Raw genomic sequence first — 21,158 nt, 5'->3', positions numbered from 1 at the left:
TAAAGGATATCAGCCTAAATTTCCTTAGTATCTTTACAATCAAGATAAGCATACATGAAGCTAGACGAGCACGCATTTTATAAGCTTTTACTTCAGGATTTTCCCTTTCAACCTACCGAAAAACAAAACCTACTGCTGATGCAGTTGAGTAACTTTTTGTTTGACAGCAAAAAGGATAATTTATTCGTTTTGAAGGGTTATGCCGGTACGGGTAAAACCACTCTTATAGGGACTGTGGTCAAAAATTTATGGCACATTCGTATGTCTTCCATACAGATGGCTCCTACCGGAAGGGCTGCTAAAGTTATTTCGAGCTATAGTGACAAACCCGCTCAGACCATTCACCGTAAAATTTATTATCCAAAAAAAGAGCGGGGAGGAGCTGTTTCATTCACCTTACAGCGCAACAAACATCGCAATACCTTATTCATAGTAGATGAAGCCTCAATGATTTCAGACAATGCATCAGAATCAAAGCTCTTTGAAAACGGATCGTTGCTGGATGACCTGATGCTTTACGTATATAGCGGTCACAATTGTAAGCTGCTTTTAATAGGTGATGAAGCGCAGCTGCCGCCTGTTAAGATGGAACTCAGTCCTGCTTTAGACACCCAAAATCTCGGACTTCAATTTAATAAGACCGTGAAAAGCATAGAACTTGACGAGGTCATGCGACAGGCAGAAACCAGTGGAATTTTAAAAAACGCCACGCGTATCCGGGAATTTATGAATGATGGGCTTTACGAGGATTTTCGGTTTGATTTAAGTGGTCAGGACGATGTGGTGCGACTCATTGATGGACACGAAATTATGGATGCTTTGGGCGACTCCTATCGGGAGTACGGGAATGAAGGTACAGCAATCATCGTACGTTCTAATAAGCGGGCCAATCTGTACAACCAGCAGATTCGGTCACGCATTTTGTTTAAGGAAGAAGAAGTGAGTGCCGGAGATTATTTTATGGTGGTTAAGAACAATTATTTTTGGCTTGATGCCAAAAGCGATGCCGGTTTCATTGCAAACGGAGATATCATTGAAATTCTTGAAATATTTAGCATTAAGGAACTGTATGGTTTCCGCTTTGCGGAAGTCAAGGTCAAGATGACCGATTATCCCAATCTCGCACCCTTTGAAACGGTTCTTTTGCTCGATACCCTTACTTCTGAAACTCCTTCGCTACCTTATGAAGATTCAAACAGGCTTTATCAGGAAGTGATGAAAGATTATGAAGAAGAAACTTCTAAGTACAAGAAGTTTATGAAGGTGAAAAACAACAAGTTTTTCAATGCCCTTCAGGTAAAATTCTCCTATGCCATTACCTGTCACAAGTCTCAGGGCGGGCAATGGGACACCATTATGGTCGAGCAGCCGTATTTGCGTGACGGTATGAATAAAGATTACCTGCGCTGGTTGTATACCGCTGTGACGCGTGCCCAGAAAAAACTGTATCTTATAGGTTTTAAAGATGATATGTTTTTAGACAGTTAATTTATGGAGATCATTCTTAGTATATGTCTCGGGATTGGTCTGGCCGCAGCTGCCGGTTTTAGAATATTCCTGCCCTTACTGGCTTTGAGTATTGCATCGTATTATGGCTGGGTTGATCTAAATGAAAACTGGTACTGGTTGGGTTCCTGGCAAACTTTAATCCTTTTAGGTTTCGCCACAGTACTAGAATTGTTGGCCTACTACATTCCCTGGTTTGATAATGCACTTGACACCATTGCTGTGCCTCTTGCCAGTGTTGCGGGTACGATTCTCTTTTTTGTAACGCTGGGTGATTTTGAGCCCTGGGTTTCGTGGTCTTTGGCAATTATTGGAGGAGGTGGAACCGCCGGCCTTATTGCCGGAACTACGGCAACGGCACGTGCAGCCTCAACCACAACCACTATGGGCTTTGCAAACCCGGTCTTTTCAACTATAGAGGCTATTTTTTCTACAATCCTGTCTATTCTTGCTCTTATATTTCCTATTCTTGCGCTCTTTTTGGTCGTCTATATTATATACCGATTGCTGCGCTTTTTTAAAAGAAGAAAGCAAAAAATCGGCTACTAAGCTTTAAGATTTAATGAATACAAAACTGAGAACCATTGCGATGATTCCTGCCCGCTACGAGGCAAGCAGATTTCCGGGTAAGCTAATGCAGGACCTGGAAGGCAAGCCGGTGATTTTACGTACGTATGAGGCTGCTAAAGCAACTGCACTTTTTGACGAGGTTTATGTTGTTACTGATAGTGAAGAGATCAGGAATGCTGTTGAGCAGGCTTCTGGTAAGGTTATTATGAGTATTGCAGAGCACAGTTGCGGCAGCGACCGTATTGCAGAGGCCGTACAGGATCTGGATATTGATATTGTTGTGAATGTACAGGGTGATGAGCCGTTTACAAATGCGGAAGATATGCACAATGTACTTCAGGTTTTTTATGAGGAAGGAGCAGAAGATATTGATCTGGCATCCCTGATGACTCCTATGCGCGCAGAAAGCGAAATTGAAAACCCCAATAATGTAAAGGTTATTGTTGATCAGCATAATTTTGCATTATACTTCTCCCGGGCGCCCATTCCATATCCCAGAGACCGGGATATTGAGGTAACCTATTATAAGCACAAGGGCATTTATGCTTTTAGAAAAGAGGCGGTGCTCGATTTTGCCAGATTACCTATGCGCAATCTGGAGGCTTCTGAGAAAATTGAAGCCATACGCTATCTCGAGTATGGTAAGCGCATTAAAATGGTACATTCAGACAGCCCTGCAATAGGTATTGATACGCCTCAGGATCTGGAAGAAGCTCGTAATATACTCCGAACAAAAAAACAACAATGAAGTTTATAGCAAAAACCATTTACCGCCTTTTGGGATGGAAGATAGTAGGCCGGTTCCCGAAGGAAGTACAAAAAATGGTTGTTATTGCTGCTCCTCATACCAGCTGGCATGATTTTTATATGGGATTGCTTTTTAGGAGTATTATAGATGTGAAAGTCAATTTTCTTGGAAAGAAGGAACTTTTTCGTCCACCTTTTGGCTGGTATTTCAAAAAAGTAGGAGGGACCCCATTAGACCGCACGCCGGGACAGAATAAGGTCACCTACATTGCTTCACTATTTAAAGAACGGGAAACATTTCGGCTGGCACTTTCACCGGAAGGTACCCGCAAAAAAGTAACCGAATGGAAAACCGGGTTTTACTTTATAGCTCTTGAAGCCGGTGTTCCTATTTTGCCTGTCACGATGGATTTTGGTCAAAAGCAGCATCATATAGGAGATCTGTTTTATCCAACCGGAAATCTTGAAGCCGATCTAAAAACGCTGCGTCAATTTTTTGATGGGGTTGTGGGTAAAGTTCCTGAAAACAGCTAGAAACCGGCTTATCCCAGGTCATTACTTCAGGCTCTACGAATTTTGACAAAGCTAAAATTCCGTTAAAATTGAAATTATAGAAAACCGCAATCCGAAGCCTATACGTAGATATTCAAAATTAAATGTTTAACAAACACCAATTAATTATGAATACTAAGAACATACTGGTTTTAGGAATGATAGGAATCTTCGCATTGACTTCATGTAGTGATGATGATTCAGATGACATGATGCAGGAAGAGGTTTCTGCAAATCTTTACGCGACAAGTCACGCAAATGGAGACGTTACCCGCTACAATCTTACTACAAATTCGGTTACAACAATAAGCACTTCGGCATCAGATGCTGAAGGTATTTATTACTCCCCAGATGATGACAGCTTTACCCTTGCATCAAGAGGAATGACCCAGACTTCCCTGCAGACGTATGTGGGTATTAGTGATATCATTACAGCTACAATAAATTTAACGGTTGATATTTCTAGCCAGCCGGTGCTGCAAAACCCTAGAGATCTTGCTGTAAATGGTAACTTTTATGTAGTCGCTGACAGTCAAAATGCAAATGCCGGTCGATTTTTTGTATTTGAAAAATCAAATGGTTCTTTGACACTAAGCAGAACAATTACTACTGATTTTTCGGTATGGGGAATTGAATTTATAGGTAATGACCTGTATGCGGTAGTTGATAACACCAATGAACTTGCTGTATTTACCAACTTTTTAAGCAGTAATACGGCAGATGCAACTGTAAGTGCTTCTAAGCGTATCGCTATTGAAGGAATAGGACGAACTCACGGAATTGCTTTTGATGGCGGAACGTTAATTATGAGTGATATCGCAGCGGCTTCAGGCCCTGGTGCAGATACCGATGGTGGATTTCACGTGATTACCAATTTTATGTCAAAATTTAATGCTGTGGCAAATGGCGGAACTTTAGCTGTAGGTCAACAGATACGCTATGCTGGTGCAGCTACTATGATGGGTAATCCCGTAAATGTGGAATACGACGCCGCATCTGATACGGTGTATGTAGCCGAACTGGCCAACGGTGGTGGTCGTGTTTTAGCTTTCGGAAACGTTTCAACCGCAGGTGGTGGTAATGCTACTCCGGCGATTAATAACAGTTTAAGCGGAGTTTCTTCCTTATATTTTTATAGAGGATAGAATGTGTTAAAATTCAAAGGAAAGCGGTCTTTAAGGGCCGCTTTTTTCATTTGGCATAGCCAAAGCCTAATATACTCAGATCCTTTCCTAGGTATCAAAAATTTGTTTAACACCGAATGCTGAATCCACTTACTATAAAATCGTTTACTTGATGAATTGAAAGAAGTTTTTATTGAATTTTAATTCCGAAAATTTAAAACGGGCTTTTATGAATTCTAGGGCTTCTGATGTGTAGAAGAAGCTGTGCGTAAAATCATTTTTATACCACCAGTGTTCAAAATCAAGTTCGGGTTTCAATAAGTTGGTTTTGCAATACAAACAGCCACCAGGATTTAGTAAATCAGCTAATTGCTGAAAGCTTTCACCTGGATTATGAAAATGCTCTATGACTTCGCAGCATATAATGTAGTCATAGGTTTGTTTGAGGGCCTCTTTATTGGGACTGAAAAATAAATCGTAAGCTGTTATACCATATCCCTTTTCCTGAAGCAGTTCGGTTAAAACGGGATTGGGACCCGAACCAAAATCCAGACCAGCTTCATCTACGGAATGATTACGCACTATGGCATCGAGCAATGGCTCTAAGAAATCAATGTATCCGCTGTTAGCTTTATCGTTTTGATGATGTTGATAGCGCTTTTGTTCTGCATTGGCGGAAGGTAAATATTCAGCATCTAAAAAAACCGATGCACAATGAGTACATCGGTTATAGTTTCTATTTTGAAAATTTCCGAAAAAATAAGCGGGATGTTTACACAGGGTGCAAACCATAAGACCGAAGGATTAATACAGTGTTTTTAGCTTTTTGAGTTTGGCCTTCCAGATTTCGAGGGTTTTCTTATGCTCAGCAATATTCTTGTGCACCTCTTTTACCATTGGATTGTCATCGGGAACATGCTGAAAGAAGCCCAAGTTATTTTCCAGCTGATTAATTTCGGCTTTTACTTCATCAATTTTCTTAGAGATAAAATACCGCTCTTTATTAAGTGCCTGATCACCGTCTTCATCTGCAATCGCAGCAACACGGTTGTCGTATTTGATCAACTCAGACTCTTTTCGGCTTAGATCAAGTTTTTTAAACAAACCATCAAGTACTTTGTTGAATTCCTGCTCGATATTCTTTTTAGAATGCGGCACGCGACCCGTGTCTTTCCACTCCTTGATAACAGCCTTTATGGTTTTAAGATCTTCTTCAGGCTTACCGCTCAGTTTAAGTTCTTTAACCTTCTCTAATAAAGCATTCTTTTCTTCAAGATTGGTTTTTTCTTCCTCAAGGATTTCCTTTTTCTCAGCGTGCAGTTTATCAAAGAAATGGTTGCAGGCTTTTTTAAAGCGCTTCCAGATCTTGTCGCTGTCTTTGCGTGGTACGTGTCCTATTTTCTTCCAATCTGCCTGAATTTTTTTCATCAGGTCTATGGTAGCTTTTATGTCTTCGTTATCCTTGTTTTCTTCAGCGATTTTAACAAGCTCCATTTTTTTCTCCAGATTGGCATATTGCTCTTTTTTCTGGTCTTTGTAAAAGCCGTTTTTAGCACGGTTAAATTCGCGGGTAGCTTTTTTAAAGGCTTTCCATGTAGGCTCATTTTCCTTGCGGGGAACTTTTCCTATCTTAAAGAAATCCTCACGAAGTTCATTTACCGTTTTCATTTGCTTTTGCCACTCTCTGTGGTTTGAAGCAGGATTTGCAACAACTTTTTCAATAGCTGCGATAACTTCCTGTTTCTTCTCCAGATTTTGCTCGTGGATCTTATCAATATTTTTAAAGTAATCCTGACGGGCATCGTGTATTTTACGCGTGGCAGCACTAAATTTTTCCCAGATTTCCTCACGGTATTCGCGGGAAACCGGTCCTACCTCTTCCTTCCAGATTTTGTGTAGCATCTGAAGCTCTTTAAAAGCGCGATTCACATCGGGCTCCTGAGTAAGTTCTTCAGCCTGCTCAATTAACTTGAGCTTTTTGTCCAGATTTTCCTTAAAATCCTTGTCTCTGAACTCCCGGTTTAAATGCAGAAAATCGTAAAAGTTCTCAATATGATGATGGTAATTATTCCATACGAGATTATAGCGATCCCGGGGAATATTACCGGCATTACGCCAGCGCTCCTGAATGTCTTTAAACTTTTCAAAAGTGGTGTTGATGCTGTCTTCGCCTCCTAATTCATTCTTGAGCTCTTTGAGTTCTTCAATAAGCGCATTGCGGGTCTCCAGATTGGCATTAAGGTCTTTGCGTAAATTTTGATAGTACTGATTGCGCTTATCGCGGTACTCAAAATACAGGGAGTTAAATTCTTTCTTAAGCGGACTGTAATACCTGAAATCTATAATATTGCCACCGTCTTCAAGAAAACGCTCCTTAGCCTCTTCCTGCTCATCTTCAAACTTTGATATAAAAGCTGCGCGTAATTCGGATACGTGCTCTTTTATAGCCTGTATTTTATGATTATTGAGGAGGTATTTAAATTCTTTGATGAGCTCTTCCTTACTCATCTTTTCGTAGTCTTTCTTAGGGATTGAATGACGCTCTGCAGCAGACTCGTCCTCGCTGTCTTCATTTAAGGCGTCTTCCAGGTCTTCCGGGCTATCATCTTCATCAGAATCGTCTTCGGCAATAAAATCTTCATCTTCTTCGCCGTCCTCGTTTTCCTTTTTTGCCTCTTTTACGGTATCAACAGATTCTGTAACCAGCTCCTCTTCTTTATTTTCTTTGGTCTCGGTCTTTTCAGTAGGAATTGATTTTTCAGACTCAGGGGATTGTGCTTCTTCAAGACTGGCATTGCCGGTATATTCCTCAACCTCTTTAGGCTCATCTACGTCTTTCGCATCCTGAATTACATCAATTGATTCGGTTACCAATTCCTCATCAGTACGCTCACTATTTTGATCTTCAACTTCTTTGACTTCCGATTTTACAGGTTGCTGTTCCTGTTTTTTATAGGTTTCAGAAGTATGCTTTTCGTTTTCCTTTGTGCTATTCTTTTCTTCAGACATCTGTTTCAATGTTAAGGTTCTTTCTGGTTTATTTTAAGCTAAATTGATTACTAAAGCATCAATTTTCAGCTCAGGAGCATTTATTTTTCGCTAAAGTGAGCGAAAGAATAAAGCCTGCGTTGGAATGCTAAAGATACCATTAACTGTGCAAACCACAAGTAATTCTGACCGCTAATCCCGGTAGGGAAGTGGTAGCTGGCAGCAGAACAATTACCGGTGTTAGTTAAGTAACGTGTAAAAGTTTAGTATGTTTTGAAGCGTAAAATTATTTCCAAATTCTCCAGGCAGCTTCGGCTTGTTGTTTTAACATACTATAGCCGTTTGTAGTGATTGCACCCTGTGCTTTTCCATTTTTAAGAAACTGGGTTTCTTCAGGATTGTAAACCAGATCGTATAATAAGTGTTTTGGGGTAAGCTGTCTGTAAGATAGTTTAGGACACTCGGTTACATTAGGATAAGTACCTAATGGAGTAGTATTAATGATCAGTGTGTATTTGTTGAGAATTGCCGGGGTTAAATCTTCGTAGGCTAATTGTCCTTTCTTAGGGTTTCGGGAGACGTATTTGAAGGAAATGTCCTCCAATTCCAATGTATAAGCGACGGCCTTTGAAGCACCGCCTGTTCCCAGAATTAAAGCGCATTTATGACTTTGCTGAGAAAGAAAGGGTGCGAGTGATTTTCTGAAGCCAATATAATCGGTATTATATCCTTTTAGCCTGCCGTTATTAAGTCGCTTAATCACATTGACCGCTCCTATTGCGCTGGCATGTTTGTTCATCTCGTCGAGATACGGAATGATGGTTTGTTTATAGGGAATGGTAACATTGAAGCCCAAACACTCGTCTTCACGATCCTGAAGTACCTTACGAACATCAGCAATATTCTGACAGTCAAAATTTACATACGAAGCGTCAATATCGTTTTTCTCAAATTTTTCGGTGAAATACTTCCTTGAAAAAGAATACTCAATGTTTTTACCAATGAGGCCAAATTTTAGCATAAGGGCTTGGGGTTCTTGTAACTGCATGCGAAAATATTAAAATATTTAAGTAAAGCTCGACAATTTTAAGAAATCATACACGGGTGTTTTCCCCGTATTTACTTAAAGCCATTACACTTATAATTCCTAACAATATAAACAGTGCAGCAGTTATATTATGAGTTGAAAATTCGTGCGGAATATAGCGGTCGTAGTTTTGCAAAATAGGATCACCTACACGATCGTATTGAATCTCCCCCAAAGCATCACGCTCAAAAATAGGAGTCTTCCAGGGCCAGACGACACCAAGTGAACCCGCGATGAAACCGATTATTCCGGCATTTGTTTCATTTTTAAAATGCTTAAGCAGATAGCCTAAAAAGTTGGAAAGCGTCACTAAACCCGTGACCGATCCCAAAGTAAACATGGCCAAAACCTTGAGCAGACGCACGCGATACGGATCATCAATAAATGAAAAATCAGCCTGAACCAAGTCTGATAGGGTATCGTAAAGCGCATTAACCGAATCGACCAGCAACAGTACATAGTTACCCAGTAAAATAAGAATAAACGAACCTGATAAACCCGGTAGCGTCATTCCTGAAACTCCAATAATTCCGCAGAAAAAGACAAAGATAAGGTTGTCGTTTTGTGTAGCCGGCTCAAGTAGGCTAATGCCAATACCGGTAATAACACCCAGCGACAAGATTAAAATATTCCGATTAGACCAGTCATCAAAATCTTTGGCGATGTAGTAAATACTCCCTATAATCATTCCGAAAAAAGCACTCCATACCTGAAGCGGGAAGTGGTCTATGGCCAGGTCTAGCACTTTAGAAACACTAAAATAACTGATGACCATTCCCAAAATAAGCAGACTGAGAAACCGGCCGTTAGTGTAGCGTACAAAACTGCGAAAACGCCCGCCAATCAATAGTTTAAAGGCATTTTTATTAACGCGCTGCAAAGAATAAATAAATTCTTCGTAAAAACCGGCTACATACGCCACAACACCTCCTGATACACCAGGTACCTTATTAGCCGCGCCCATAGCGAGACCTTTGAGCACCAACCAGATTTTATCAGAAAGGGAGCGGTGTTTAAATTCCATGCTCGTTTTTCGCTTTTGCAAATCGTTCAAGCAGAAAAATAGTCAAAAACCCGATAATCATTAGTACCACAACCAGTATAATCTGCGGATTGCCATCAAAATTTTGTGGCAAAATGCTTTTTTCAATAAGAGGAACCTCGTGTCCTTCAGAATTTACGCGATACGACAGGACTTCTTTCCAGGGCCAAACTTTATTCAAAGCACCAATCATAAAACCGGTAAGCAGAGCCAGAGTAAGGTTTTGAAAATTTTGGAATAGATAGGTAAGCACGCGTGAAAAGGCTTTCAGACCCACGACGCAGCCTAAAACGAATAAGAGGAGTTTAAGAGCGGCATCTTTAAGGGCTTCAAAGTCAAATTGTAAGATAGCATCCACAAAATTGCGAACGGTACCCAAAACAATAGAGTAAGAACCCAATAATAATAAGATAAAAGAACCCGAAATCCCCGGTAAAATCATCGCGATTATCGCTATGAAACCCGATAAAAATATAAACCAGTAACTGGCTTGTGTACTTAAAGGTTCAGCAATGGTAATGTAGTAGGATACGGCAATACCGATTATTCCGGCAATAAAAACACCAACGGTATACGAGCTTATTTGCTTTCCGATATAAACAATACTTGCCACGATCAGACCAAAGAAGAATCCCCAAAGTAAAAGAGGATGATGATCAAGCAGGTAGGTGATAAGTTTGGCTAAAGAAAGGATACTCACAAGAATCCCCAGAAAAAGAGCCCCCAGAAACTTTAAATTGTAAGTCTCAACCACTTTTGAGAAGCCTTCCTGTTTCCAGACCGTAAAGATCCCCAAATCCAGATTGTCAATGGTTTTAATGAGCTCTTCGTAAATACCAGCAATAAAGGCAATAGTTCCTCCTGAAACACCGGGTACTACATCTGCAGCTCCCATCGCCAGGCCTTTTAGAGTAATGACTGCATAATTAAGCAGTGATCTGTTTTGAGACATGGATTCTTGGTTAGGTCTCAAATGTACTAAAGAAATCTATAATGGGAAGGTAATCGCCAGGTGAAGTGTCGGCTAAAAATTAATCCTGAGACTTTAATCGCTTACTTACCCGATGAATTGCTTTTCGCGCGCTTTATTTTTTCTACTACAGATTTTTTAGCGTAAACAAACGGAAACAGTTCTTCTAAAATGATATCGTAATCAGACTCCAGACGCAGCCCGTTTTCTAAATGAAAATGACCTTTGTTCTCCTCATTTGTGGAAAAGTAAAGTCCGGCAAGGCGAAATTCAATCTGTGCAGAATCGGGATAAAACTCCACAGCTTCTAACAGATTAGCGATTGCAGCTTCATTTTCGCCAAGATTAATCAGAATATCACAACGGGTAAGCCAGGTTTCCAGCTCATAATTGCCCAGTTCGAGGCTCTTTCGGTATCCTCGTTCTGCTTCCTCGTAGAATTTAAGGCGGTTGTTTATTTTAGCATAACGTTTCCAGTATAGCACATTTTCACTATCAATGTTGATCGCTTTATTGATGTAATACAGCGCATTTTGATAGTCCATCTTGCGCGTGTAGAAATCGGTGATTGCAATCCAGCCTTTATCCAGTAACGGATCTTCTTTTACTGTTTTTAGAAAATATTTAATGGCCAGATCATCACAGGCCAATTTTTGATAACACTTACCCATTCGCAAATAAGCGAAAGAAGTAGGATCATCAAGCGTTAAGGTAATCTGGTAATTTTCAATAGCCTCGTTATACCGGCCCAATTTTTCTAGCACTTTTCCCTTTTCAAAATAAGCACCAATAAAGGTATCATCACTTATAATGGCAAATTCATACGCGGCCAGCGCTTTTTCGTATTCTTTTAAATCGAAATATTGTTTACCTACCTGATGCCAGGCTACTTCGCAATACGGATTTTTATCTAAAAACATATTGAGGTAGTCAATAGCTTCCTCGTGTTGCTCCAGAAAATCGAAGCAGTAAATCACATTGTATAAGGCTGAATAATCTTCTTCGTCAACCTCAAGACACTTCATAAAGTTGATTTTCGCATTTTGAAAATCGTCCAGAAACAGGTATTCCATTCCAATTAATGAATAGATATCTGCATCGTCTTCGGTGATTTCAAGCGCCATCTCCAGCAATTCGATAGCTTTTTGATGATCGTCGCGTTTGGAATAAATATTTGCCTTTTGAATAAAAACTTCTTCGTTTTGGGGTTCAAGCTCATAGAGCTCTGCTAACAAACGGTCTGCCTCATCAAGTTTATTTTCAAAAATGAGAATTTCAATTTTAAATAACTTGAGATTTGAAGAGGAGGGATGCTGATCCAGACCCAGTTTTACGGCTTTCTTAGCCAAAGCAATCTTACCATTCTCGAGATAATGGTTCACAATATTCTCAAATTCATCCGAATCGAAAAAAAGAACATGATTGGTCTTTAACATAGATTCAAAACGGGTGAGCGGGAAATTGTCTTCTTCGTGTTCTTGATTGAATTTCATACACGTTGCTTTTAAAATTTCTGCCTTTATAAATTTAACAAGGATAGCAGGCGTACCTTGGTGACCTGTATATTGTTGTTAACAAATTAATCAACAACCAGGCCTAAAGCTTATTTTCAGGTTAAGTTAGACGTGATTTTGTCTAAAACCTTTATTAAAGTACGACATCCTTTTTCAATTTCTTCCTTAGAAATTGTTAATGGTGGCGTAATGCGAATAGCGCGGGCTTCAAACAAAAGCCAAAATAAAATAAGGCCTTCATCCTGAGCCTGAAGAATGGCCTGAGAGGTGATTTCAGCTGATGGCGTTAGTGCTGCAAGCATAAGTCCTTTCCCGCGAATTTCTTCAATCAACGGGTGAACCAAAAGACTTCTGATTAGCTTTTCCTTTTCTAAAGCCTGCTGCATCAAATTTTCTTCTAAAATCGTTTTGGTAGTGGCTAAGGCCGCTGCCGCAATGACAGGATGCCCGCCAAAAGTGGTAATATGGCCCAGTTTGGGGTTGTTTGATAACAATTGCATATGCGCTGTAGATGCGGTAAAGGCGCCAATAGGCATACCGCCACCCATACCTTTGCCCATAACCACAATATCTGGAACCACACTGTAATTCTCAAAACCGAAAAATGTTCCCGTACGGCCGAAACCCGGCTGTATTTCGTCAAGTATAAGCAGGGCGCCTACTTCTTCACAGCGTTTTTTTACTGCCGAAAGCCAACCTGAAGCAGGCTCAATAAATCCCGCACCTCCCTGAATGGTTTCAAGCACCACCCCGGCTGTTTGGGAAGTGATCGCCTCTAGAGCATCAAAAGAGTTGTAGTCTATATGTTTTATTCCCCCCACTAAGGGTCTGAAGGGTGCAATGCGCTCTTCAAAATTCATAAGGCTCAGCGCCCCAAAGGTATTGCCGTGATAAGCCTGATTTGCTGAAATAATCTCCTGCCTGCCGGTGACGCGTCTTGCAAGTTTCATTGCGCCATCTATAGCTTCGGTACCGCTATTTACCAGATAGGTTTGTTCCAGCGGATCGGGGAGGAGTTCTGCAAGCAATCTGGTCAACTCAACCGCGGGACTTTGAGCATACTCCCCATAAACCATAACATGCAGGTATTTTTCGCTTTGCTCCCGTATCGCATTAATCACATTAGGATGCCCATGGCCAACACTGGTAGCCGAAACTCCGGCGACAAAATCCAGGTAGGCCTTGCCAACGGTATCATAGACATAAGAGCCCTTGGCGTGAGAAACCTCCATAGCCAGCGGATGCGGTGTGGTCTGTGCCTGATATTTCAGAAAATCAGCCTTCATGAGTACCGTTTATAGAGTCTTTGACTTTTTCCTTTGGCAACTCCCGCAGTTGCGGAGTATCGGTATTGTCCTCCTCCTCATCATTTGCGCCGGGTTGTAAAGTGGCTTTGTCATTAACAGGCACACCAATACCCGGGGCGTCTTCCTCCCGGTTTTTAAAGTCGGAAGGTTTGAGTCGCGATGCTCCAGGAATATCTAATTTCTCTTCGGGAATGCTGTTGTCAAAGAAATCCTCTTCGATTTCAGGCAGGGGAATTCCCTGAATCTTGGTTAGCGTAAAGGGAGCTTCTCCTTTAAAAATATCTTCTTTGGTCAGCAGGCGTTCGTCTCCGCGCCAATTGAGCCCGGGAAACTCGCGCTGATCCTTCGGGAATTTAGTCAGTGGAAAAACATCTCCGTCTACCTGCCGCCATTTGGTCACTTCAACAAGTGCATTTTCTTCCAGAATTGCGGTAATGGATGCCGATTTACTTTTGTCAACCCCCTGAAGCACGCCGTCCTCACCACGCATAAAATTGATGCTTTCCGCATTTTTTACAATATCAATCTGATGCAGGGCATTGTCTTTAAAAGTACCAAAAAGCGTAACCCCCTTTACCTGATTATATCCTAACCTATCAGGTTGATCATATAAAGGAATGGTATCCTGCTGCGCCAGAAAGGCATTTTCAAACACGCGAAGCGAATCGAGTTGCTCGGTTTTGGTATTGCTTTTTAGATGAATGCTGTCACCGGTCATCTGGCTGAGACCGCTCCATAAAATGGGTTTGCCAATCATTTGGGTAAGGCCTGACTCCTGATTGATGTGTATTGAATCGCACTTACCGCTCAGGTCACTTTTAAACAAACGCACATTGTAATACCCTCGAACGATTCGTTTATCGGGAACTCCGGTCACCACAAGGCGGTCGCCGTGTACATAGACCGAATCCTGTTCCTGAACGGTAATCGCAACGGCTCTTTTGGTAATAAAAACCGAATCTTTCGCCTTATACACTTCGGCATAATGCCCTTTTATGATACTGCTGTTTGCTGTGTCAATTACCCGGATATTGTTTGTTGCCGAAGCAAAATTGGTAGGCCGGTCAAAGTAGAGACTGTCTCCAAAGACCGTCCGATTGTCATAATCAATACGCGAATTTTTTACAAAATACCCGTTATCATTGCGCGTATCGTAATAGCCTCGTTCGCAGTAAACCGTGCTGGTCTCGCTGGTAATGGTGGAAGGACCGTATAAATAAGCAACCCCACTTTCGGAATAAAAGTCAAGTTGTTCGCTGTCTATGACGTATTCCGGATTGGTGACTTTTACATTTTGAATAAACGAATATTTATCCTGATCTAAAAAATAGCGACCTATTTTACTGGTAATTACACTGGCTGTATCTCTAAGGGTACCACCGCTTCGGTAATAAGCCTGTTGTTTAATGCGGTCAAAGTAAAGGGTGTCTGTATCGAGGGTAGCTGTAGGCGTCTGTAGATTTACCTTCCCTGAAGCCCAGGCAAATTGCGTATCACCATTGTACTCGGCATAATTACTACGCATACTGATGGTGTCTCCCTGATTCATACGGACATTGCCAATGGCCCGTACAAAATTTTCATCTTTATAGTGAAAAGCCAGATCACACCACATCTCAATTCCTTCGTGAACGATGTATACCTGCTTGGTGTTTTTGTACATCACTAAAGCTCCCGGATATTTTTCTTCATCTATTTGTGAAATGTCTGAAGTGATATCCAGTTCTTTTCCTTCCTGTGCGAAAACCGAAAACGAAAGAAGAAAACTTGAGATTAAGAGGAATTGTCTTAGAAAACCGGGCATAGCGTATTTTGAGTTGCAAATATAACGGAAAAACCTCCGCCTGAAGTATGGCTTCTATCCAAAATTAGACCGTAAAACCTGATTTGAAAACTAAGCTCTTTTGGCACGAGCTTCTTTGATCATTTCGATATAGAAATCTTCAGTGAGTTGTTCTTTTGAAATCTGAAGTTGATCCAAAAGGCTGTAGAGTATTTCAAACAGGGAATCGGTTTCTGCCTTTTCAGGAGTTTGAGTTTCGATCTCAATAAACGAATCTTCTAATTCGTCAAAGCGTACCAAAGCGATTTCAACAGCTATTTCCTGATAGTACAAATTGAAAATTTCACAGTGCTTGGCATAATGAGCGGTTTTTACGTAACCCAGCTTAAATAGAATTTGTTCGGTATTGCCGTGATCAGTTACCAGAGTCTCATATTCGGGTTTTGAACGGGTGCGTCTTTCAAAGGCTGTATCTTTAAACGTAAGATAGTGCCTGGCTTCACCGGTATCGATAATGATTTTAGTACGCAGTCGAAACTCCTGATCTTCGCCTGTTAGCTGGTTATTTTTGTCGTAATACCGGTCATCATAGTCTAACCGCATTTGCGAATCTATCTTCAGTTTGAGGATTTCATTTCGGGTTTCCTGATAGTTCTTGAGGCGGGCAGTAAGTTCTACTTCGTACATAAATACATTTTGGGTGCATAAAATTAAAACTTTCGCCGTAAGGCTAAAAACCTATAATTGCACGACGTTGTGAATAAACTCGAGTTTTTGAATGACCGGTTCAGAAATCACAAAGGGATACAAATCTGCTTTACCCATGCTTCGGCTTAAGGAGTTTACGACATAGGTGAGTGGCAGGTAATGCTTGATGATTTTACGCATAGATACGCCTTCATAGGGATCAAAATCGCAGCTGATGTCGAGATTGTTATTTTTTTTCAGCTCGGGATCAATCTCAAGACCGAAATGATACGCAGTCTCCAGCATATCCATAATGTGTAAATAATGCGACCAGGTTTCTGCCCAGTCTTCCCAGGGGTGCATGGTAGCATACGAACTGATGTGACTCTCGCGCCAGTTGGCAGGTGGACCATCCTGATAATGCTTTTGCAAAGCCTCGCCATAATCTAAAGTGTCATCACCAAATAATTTTCTGAATTCACCAAGCACTTTTGGTTTTGGTTTAATGAGCGCATCCCAGTAAAAGTGTCCCACTTCATGCCTGAAATGGCCTAAAAGCGTACGGTAGCGTTCAGAAAGCTGTTCTTTTACATACTCGCGGTGTACGGCGTCTGCTTCCTGAATATTTAGTGTAATAAGACCGTTGGCGTGACCGGTTTTTACCGCGTTGGGATCGTTAGGATCTGATGCCAAAAAATCAAAGGTAAGATTCAACGTGTTGCCATCAATCGCAAATTTAACAGGCAGATTGAGACGATGCAGGTTGTAAAATAAGCGGCGCTTGGCGGCTTCGATCTTTTGCCAGTCGAGTTTATTCTCCGGAAAACTAAGATCTGGGATCATATGATTGGTGGCGCAGGCTTCGCAATACGTAGTGGGCGAATCTTCGGCTACCAACCAATTACAGGCATCCAATTGATAATTTGAGCAATATTTGAGATTTTTTGCGGTCTTGCCGGGTGTTTGCGCAGTCTCTGAAAAGGAAATCATTTCTTCGGCCTCAGGCAAATACCCAAGTTGATTACCACATTTTTCGCAGGACGTATTTTCAAAATACACCGGATTCTTACAATTAGAGCACTGAAAAATTTTCATAGTTGGTTGATTAAAAGCCTCGTAAATGTAGCCTTTAGCTTGTTAGGGTACTCCCAAAAGCCGCATAAAATCAAGCCAAAAAAAAAAGCCTGAACTCAGTATGTTCAGGCTTGTACTTTATGATTTAGCAGACCTATCTGTGAATGGTCTGGGTACGATCTGGTCCTACCGAAACAATTTTGATAGGAACATGAAGTTCTTTTTCCAGAAAATCAATGTAATCATTGAGTTCTTTTGGTAATTGTTCGTCTTCCTGCATTTTAGTCAGATCTTCTGCCCAGCCTTTCATTTCGGTATAAACAGGTTCTACATTTTCAGGCTCTATGTTGTATGGAAGGTGGTCAATAACTTCCCCTTTATATTTGTACTGGGTACAGATTTTAAGCGTGTCAAAACCACTCAAGACATCTCCTTTCATCATCATCAACTGCGTAACACCATTTACGCGTACCGCATATTTAAGCGCGACCAGATCTAACCAGCCACAACGACGTGGTCTACCGGTGGTGGCACCAAACTCATTACCCACACGGCCCATTGTCGCACCTACCTCGTCAAAAAGTTCAGTAGGGAAAGGACCTGATCCTACGCGCGTAGTATAGGCTTTAAAAATCCCGAATACTTCAGCGATTTGCCCCGGAGCAACTCCAAGACCTGTACAGGCTCCTGCAGCGGTGGTGTTTGACGAAGTTACATAAGGATACGTACCAAAGTCAATATCCAGCAAAGATCCCTGAGCACCTTCAGCTAAAATTGATTTTCCGGCTTGTTGTGCCTGATACAGATATTCTTCAGAATCGATAAAAGTAAGCGACTTCAATACTTCGACAGCTTTAAAGAATTCGGTTTCCAGTTCGTCAAGATTGTATTCAATCTTAGCGTCGTAGAAATCGATCATATCAATGTGCTTATCGCGTAAAGCGGTGTAACGATCTTTCCAGTCATCGAGTTCCAAATCTCCTACACGAATACCGTTACGCCCGGTTTTATCCATATAAGTAGGTCCAATTCCTTTAAGGGTTGAACCAATTTTGGCTTTGCCTTTTGAAGCTTCAGAAGCTGCATCAAGCAAGCGGTGCGTTGGTAAAATAAGATGCGCCTTACGGGAAATAAGAAGCTTTTCTTTGATATTGAGTTTAAACTTGGATAGGTTGTCTAGTTCCTTTTTGAAAATCACAGGATCTATAACTACGCCATTACCCACCAGGTTGATCGCGTTTTCGTGAAAAATCCCTGAAGGAATGGTGTGTAATACGTGTTTTATACCATCAAACTCTAAAGTATGTCCTGCGTTAGGACCTCCCTGAAAACGTGCGATGATATCGTAATTTTTAGTAAGTACGTCAACTATTTTGCCTTTTCCTTCATCTCCCCACTGGAGACCAAGTAGTAAATCTACTGCCATCTATGAATTGTTGTCTTCGGTTGTATTTTTTGTTGAATCTTCCGGTTTACGGTTACCGTAAAAATAAAGGGAGTGCTTGTTGATTTCGATATTGAAAACCTCTTCGATCGTTTTCTTGATCGACTGAATACGCGGATCACAGAATTCGATCACTTCACCGGTATCGGTTAAAATGACGTGGTCATGCTGCTTATCAAAATAGGATTTCTCGTATTGAGATTGATTTTGGCCAAACTGATGTTTGCGCACCAATCCGCAGGAAAGTAAAAGTTCAATCGTGTTGTACAGCGTTGCGCGGCTTACCCGATACTTTTTGTTTTTCATGCTGATATACAGCGTCTCGATATCAAAATGATCGTTGTAATTGTAAATCTCCTGCAGAATGGCATAACGCTCCGGAGTTTTGCGATGTCCATTCTCTTCAAGAAACTTGGTGAAGACGTTTTTAACGACTTCCTGATCTTTATTTATTGTTGCTTTAGGTACCATAATAGAGGGTGCAAATTTACGCAATTACAAGCGTATGACTTTATCGATACCGTTTATTTTTTTCAAGTTTTCCATCAGCCTGCGTAAATGCTCTTTGTTTTTAACAATAACCGTGATTTTTCCGTTAAAAACGCCATCATTTGTCGTAAAATTTAGATTGCGCATGTTCACGTGCATATGTTCTGAAATCTCACGGGTCACGTGATTTACCAGCCCAAGGGTGTCAATACCGGTAAGCTCAAGCTCCGCCTGAAAGTCCTGGGCAGAAGAATCTATCCATTTTGCCGGAATGATGCGATAGGCATAATTACTCTGCAGGGACAACGCGTTGGGGCAGTTTTGTTTATGAACCCGTATGCCTTCTGAAACGGTAGTAAAACCAAATACCTTGTCTCCCGGAATGGGATTACAACAGGGAGCAAGCGTGTAATCAAGCTTTTGCTCGTCTTTGCCAAAAACGAGCATATCAAACTTCTCGGTAATCTCGTCTTTGTCTACGTGCTCAGCAACCGGTGGTTTTCTGATTTTATTTTTAAAAAAACTGACAAAAGCATTGCTGCGTGAAGCAGCATACTCCTTAATCATCTTATTATCTATCGTACCTATTCCAACCCGGTAAAATAAATCGAGGCTGGTCTTAAGTTTAAAATAGATTACCATCTCGTTGATTACATTCTCATCAAGGGTAATTTTTTGAGAGCGCAATTTACGGGTGAGGATTACTTTGCCATCTTCAGCAATAGTTTTCTTCTCGTCTTTAAGGGATGATTTAATTTTAGCCCGGGCACGTGCCGTTGTGGCGTAATCTAGCCAGTTATTGTTGGGTCTTGCATGCTCGCTGGTAATGATTTCAACCTGATCACCGCTTTTGAGTTCGTGGCTCAGGGGTACAAGTTTCCCATTCACGCGTGCACCACGGGTGTGCATGCCTATTTCGGTATGTATGCTGAAAGCGAAATCAAGTGGCGTCGCAGCCTTTGGAAGGGATTTTAAATCTCCCTGAGGCGTAAATACAAAAATCTCTTTGTTGTACAGATTCAGCTTGAATTGCTCAACAAACTCAATAGCATTGGTCTCATTACCTTCAAGGGCTTCCTGAAGACGGTTTAACCACTGGTCGAGGGTACGATCTTCTTCGCTTTCTTCGGTGGTACCCTGCTTGTATTTATAGTGCGCGGCATAACCTTTTTCGGCGATCTCATTCATTCGGTCAGACCGAATTTGTACTTCGACCCATCGTCCTTTAAGACCCATAACGGTGATGTGCAGGGCCTCATAACCGGTTGATTTGGGTGACGAAATCCAGTCCCGTAGTCGGGTGGGATTAGGTCTAAAGTGATCGGTTATGATAGAATAAATCTTCCAGGCCAGAAATTTCTCATTTTCCGGGGTTGATTTATAAATGATACGAATCGCAAATTTGTCGTAAACCTGATCAAACGGAATGTTTTGCTTCAGCATTTTACGACGTATGCTGTAGATAGATTTTGGTCGGCCTTTAATATCGTAGTCTAAAACCTCTTTATCAAGCGATTGTTTAACCGCATTGGTAAACTCTTCAATGTACTGATCCTGCTGCTCTTTGGTCTCTTTCATCTTACGCGAAATGTCTTTAAACACTTCGGGCTCGGTGTATTTAAGGCCCAGATCTTCCAGTTCGGTTTTGATGTTATACAGACCGATTCTGTGAGCTAACGGAGCATAGATATACAGCGTTTCACTGGCGATTTTGACCTGTTTATCAGGCCGCATCGAGTCCATCGTCTGCATATTGTGCAAACGGTCTGCAATCTTGATGATGATTACCCTAACGTCGTCGTTTATGGTAAGCAACATTTTTCTGAAATTCTCAGCCTGCAACGAAACGTCTCTATGCTTCTTGAGATTGGAAATTTTGGTAAGACCGTCAACAATTCGGGCGACGGTAGGACCAAATAAATCTTCGAGATCGTCAAGGGTGTAAGAGGTGTCTTCAACCACATCGTGAAGCAACGCCGCAGCGATAGAAGTGGCGTCCATCCCAATCTCACTGGCGACAATGCGAGCCACGGCAAGCGGATGGAATACATAGGCTTCACCTGATTTACGGCGTTGATCTTTATGCGCGTCAACAGCCACCTCAAACGCTTTTCTGATCATTTTTTTATCATCATCAGAAAGGGTGCGATAGCTTATGCGCAGCAACTCTTTATATTGCCGGGTGAGCTCTTTGTTTTCTTCTTCTAATTCAACAGCAGTCATATTCTAAAAGTACAATTATATCGTAAAAAAGCAAGTGCATTTGCGACATCT

The 21,158-nt window shown here is 41.3% G+C and carries 18 protein-coding genes; 5 read left to right on the top strand and 13 right to left on the bottom strand.

Annotation, left to right across the window (positions count from 1 at the left end; genetic code table 11):
- Positions 1 to 54 precede the first annotated feature (54 nt).
- From CJ305_RS05305 to CJ305_RS05285, 5 genes are all read left to right on the top strand, one after another.
- The gene (locus tag CJ305_RS05305) at positions 55 to 1,488 is read left to right on the top strand and encodes an ATP-dependent DNA helicase (protein WP_099645208.1); all 1,434 of its coding nucleotides are present in this window, start codon (positions 55 to 57) and stop codon (positions 1,486 to 1,488) included.
- Positions 1,489 to 1,491: 3 nt separating this feature from the next.
- Positions 1,492 to 2,055, top strand: coding sequence for a DUF4126 domain-containing protein (locus tag CJ305_RS05300; protein ID WP_099645207.1), 564 nt, complete (start codon positions 1,492 to 1,494; stop codon positions 2,053 to 2,055).
- Positions 2,056 to 2,068: 13 nt separating this feature from the next.
- Complete coding sequence (gene kdsB, locus CJ305_RS05295; RefSeq protein WP_223248803.1) at positions 2,069 to 2,824, top strand: 3-deoxy-manno-octulosonate cytidylyltransferase; 756 nt, start codon at positions 2,069 to 2,071, stop codon at positions 2,822 to 2,824.
- Positions 2,821 to 3,357: a 1-acyl-sn-glycerol-3-phosphate acyltransferase gene (locus CJ305_RS05290; RefSeq protein WP_099645206.1), complete on the top strand. Its 537-nt coding sequence runs from the start codon at positions 2,821 to 2,823 to the stop codon at positions 3,355 to 3,357. Before kdsB ends, CJ305_RS05290 begins: the two co-directional genes overlap by 4 nt.
- A 146-nt stretch (positions 3,358 to 3,503) precedes the next feature.
- Positions 3,504 to 4,520, top strand: a complete 1,017-nt coding sequence (locus tag CJ305_RS05285) for a hypothetical protein (RefSeq protein WP_099645205.1) — start codon at positions 3,504 to 3,506, stop codon at positions 4,518 to 4,520.
- Positions 4,521 to 4,664: 144 nt separating this feature from the next.
- On the opposite strand, the gene CJ305_RS05280 is transcribed toward CJ305_RS05285, so the two are convergent.
- From CJ305_RS05280 to CJ305_RS05220, 13 genes are all read right to left on the bottom strand, one after another.
- Positions 4,665 to 5,291, bottom strand: a complete 627-nt coding sequence (locus tag CJ305_RS05280; protein WP_099645204.1) for a class I SAM-dependent methyltransferase — start codon at positions 5,289 to 5,291, stop codon at positions 4,665 to 4,667.
- A gap of 12 nt (positions 5,292 to 5,303) precedes the next feature.
- Positions 5,304 to 7,508, bottom strand: a complete 2,205-nt coding sequence (locus tag CJ305_RS05275; RefSeq protein WP_223248802.1) for a DUF349 domain-containing protein — start codon at positions 7,506 to 7,508, stop codon at positions 5,304 to 5,306.
- Between the two features lie 265 nt (positions 7,509 to 7,773).
- On the bottom strand, positions 7,774 to 8,535 hold the full coding sequence (locus tag CJ305_RS05270) for a shikimate dehydrogenase family protein (protein WP_223248801.1): 762 nt from the start codon (positions 8,533 to 8,535) through the stop codon (positions 7,774 to 7,776).
- Positions 8,536 to 8,581: 46 nt separating this feature from the next.
- Positions 8,582 to 9,598, bottom strand: a complete 1,017-nt coding sequence (locus CJ305_RS05265) for a DUF368 domain-containing protein (protein ID WP_099645203.1) — start codon at positions 9,596 to 9,598, stop codon at positions 8,582 to 8,584.
- On the bottom strand, positions 9,588 to 10,568 hold the full coding sequence (locus tag CJ305_RS05260) for a DUF368 domain-containing protein (RefSeq protein WP_099645202.1): 981 nt from the start codon (positions 10,566 to 10,568) through the stop codon (positions 9,588 to 9,590). The genes CJ305_RS05265 and CJ305_RS05260 overlap by 11 nt, the downstream gene beginning before the upstream one ends.
- A 101-nt stretch (positions 10,569 to 10,669) precedes the next feature.
- On the bottom strand, positions 10,670 to 12,079 hold the full coding sequence (locus tag CJ305_RS05255) for a tetratricopeptide repeat protein (RefSeq protein ID WP_099645201.1): 1,410 nt from the start codon (positions 12,077 to 12,079) through the stop codon (positions 10,670 to 10,672).
- Positions 12,080 to 12,195: 116 nt separating this feature from the next.
- Positions 12,196 to 13,386, bottom strand: a complete 1,191-nt coding sequence (locus CJ305_RS05250) for an aspartate aminotransferase family protein (protein WP_099645200.1) — start codon at positions 13,384 to 13,386, stop codon at positions 12,196 to 12,198.
- Complete coding sequence (locus CJ305_RS05245) at positions 13,376 to 15,211, bottom strand: OstA-like protein (RefSeq protein WP_099645199.1); 1,836 nt, start codon at positions 15,209 to 15,211, stop codon at positions 13,376 to 13,378. The genes CJ305_RS05250 and CJ305_RS05245 overlap by 11 nt, the downstream gene beginning before the upstream one ends.
- Positions 15,212 to 15,301: 90 nt before the next feature.
- Positions 15,302 to 15,877, bottom strand: coding sequence for a CYTH domain-containing protein (locus CJ305_RS05240; protein ID WP_099645198.1), 576 nt, complete (start codon positions 15,875 to 15,877; stop codon positions 15,302 to 15,304).
- Positions 15,878 to 15,928: 51 nt separating this feature from the next.
- Positions 15,929 to 16,972 carry a zinc-binding metallopeptidase family protein gene (locus CJ305_RS05235; protein WP_099645197.1) on the bottom strand — a complete coding sequence of 348 codons (1,044 nt, stop codon included), beginning with the start codon at positions 16,970 to 16,972 and terminating at the stop codon, positions 15,929 to 15,931.
- Positions 16,973 to 17,105: 133 nt separating this feature from the next.
- A complete protein-coding gene (locus CJ305_RS05230) occupies positions 17,106 to 18,377 on the bottom strand; it encodes an adenylosuccinate synthase (protein WP_099645196.1) in 1,272 nt (423 codons plus the stop codon).
- The gene (locus tag CJ305_RS05225; RefSeq protein WP_099645461.1) at positions 18,378 to 18,866 is read right to left on the bottom strand and encodes a Fur family transcriptional regulator; all 489 of its coding nucleotides are present in this window, start codon (positions 18,864 to 18,866) and stop codon (positions 18,378 to 18,380) included. It abuts the gene before it with no gap.
- 24 nt (positions 18,867 to 18,890) lie between these two features.
- Positions 18,891 to 21,107, bottom strand: coding sequence for a RelA/SpoT family protein (locus tag CJ305_RS05220; protein ID WP_099645195.1), 2,217 nt, complete (start codon positions 21,105 to 21,107; stop codon positions 18,891 to 18,893).
- Between the last annotated feature and the right edge of the window lie 51 nt (positions 21,108 to 21,158).

This window comes from Leeuwenhoekiella nanhaiensis, from assembly GCF_002744755.1.
GTDB lineage: Bacteria > Bacteroidota > Bacteroidia > Flavobacteriales > Flavobacteriaceae > Leeuwenhoekiella > Leeuwenhoekiella nanhaiensis.
The sequence above is the reverse complement of the archived record's forward strand: the minus strand, read 5'-3'. Positions and strand labels throughout refer to the sequence as shown.

What these genes read in the sequence shown, in the direction of transcription:
- CJ305_RS05305 (WP_099645208.1), top strand. Translation starts at nt 55, where the DNA reads ATGAAGCTAGACGAGCACGCATTTTATAAGCTTTTACTTCAGGATTTT.
- CJ305_RS05300 (WP_099645207.1), top strand. Translation starts at nt 1,492, where the DNA reads ATGGAGATCATTCTTAGTATATGTCTCGGGATTGGTCTGGCCGCAGCT.
- kdsB (WP_223248803.1), top strand. Translation starts at nt 2,069, where the DNA reads ATGAATACAAAACTGAGAACCATTGCGATGATTCCTGCCCGCTACGAG.
- CJ305_RS05290 (WP_099645206.1), top strand. Translation starts at nt 2,821, where the DNA reads ATGAAGTTTATAGCAAAAACCATTTACCGCCTTTTGGGATGGAAGATA.
- CJ305_RS05285 (WP_099645205.1), top strand. Translation starts at nt 3,504, where the DNA reads ATGAATACTAAGAACATACTGGTTTTAGGAATGATAGGAATCTTCGCA.
- CJ305_RS05280 (WP_099645204.1), bottom strand. Translation starts at nt 5,291, where the DNA reads ATGGTTTGCACCCTGTGTAAACATCCCGCTTATTTTTTCGGAAATTTT.
- CJ305_RS05275 (WP_223248802.1), bottom strand. Translation starts at nt 7,508, where the DNA reads ATGTCTGAAGAAAAGAATAGCACAAAGGAAAACGAAAAGCATACTTCT.
- CJ305_RS05270 (WP_223248801.1), bottom strand. Translation starts at nt 8,535, where the DNA reads ATGCAGTTACAAGAACCCCAAGCCCTTATGCTAAAATTTGGCCTCATT.
- CJ305_RS05265 (WP_099645203.1), bottom strand. Translation starts at nt 9,598, where the DNA reads ATGGAATTTAAACACCGCTCCCTTTCTGATAAAATCTGGTTGGTGCTC.
- CJ305_RS05260 (WP_099645202.1), bottom strand. Translation starts at nt 10,568, where the DNA reads ATGTCTCAAAACAGATCACTGCTTAATTATGCAGTCATTACTCTAAAA.
- CJ305_RS05255 (WP_099645201.1), bottom strand. Translation starts at nt 12,079, where the DNA reads ATGAAATTCAATCAAGAACACGAAGAAGACAATTTCCCGCTCACCCGT.
- CJ305_RS05250 (WP_099645200.1), bottom strand. Translation starts at nt 13,386, where the DNA reads ATGAAGGCTGATTTTCTGAAATATCAGGCACAGACCACACCGCATCCG.
- CJ305_RS05245 (WP_099645199.1), bottom strand. Translation starts at nt 15,211, where the DNA reads ATGCCCGGTTTTCTAAGACAATTCCTCTTAATCTCAAGTTTTCTTCTT.
- CJ305_RS05240 (WP_099645198.1), bottom strand. Translation starts at nt 15,877, where the DNA reads ATGTACGAAGTAGAACTTACTGCCCGCCTCAAGAACTATCAGGAAACC.
- CJ305_RS05235 (WP_099645197.1), bottom strand. Translation starts at nt 16,972, where the DNA reads ATGAAAATTTTTCAGTGCTCTAATTGTAAGAATCCGGTGTATTTTGAA.
- CJ305_RS05230 (WP_099645196.1), bottom strand. Translation starts at nt 18,377, where the DNA reads ATGGCAGTAGATTTACTACTTGGTCTCCAGTGGGGAGATGAAGGAAAA.
- CJ305_RS05225 (WP_099645461.1), bottom strand. Translation starts at nt 18,866, where the DNA reads ATGGTACCTAAAGCAACAATAAATAAAGATCAGGAAGTCGTTAAAAAC.
- CJ305_RS05220 (WP_099645195.1), bottom strand. Translation starts at nt 21,107, where the DNA reads ATGACTGCTGTTGAATTAGAAGAAGAAAACAAAGAGCTCACCCGGCAA.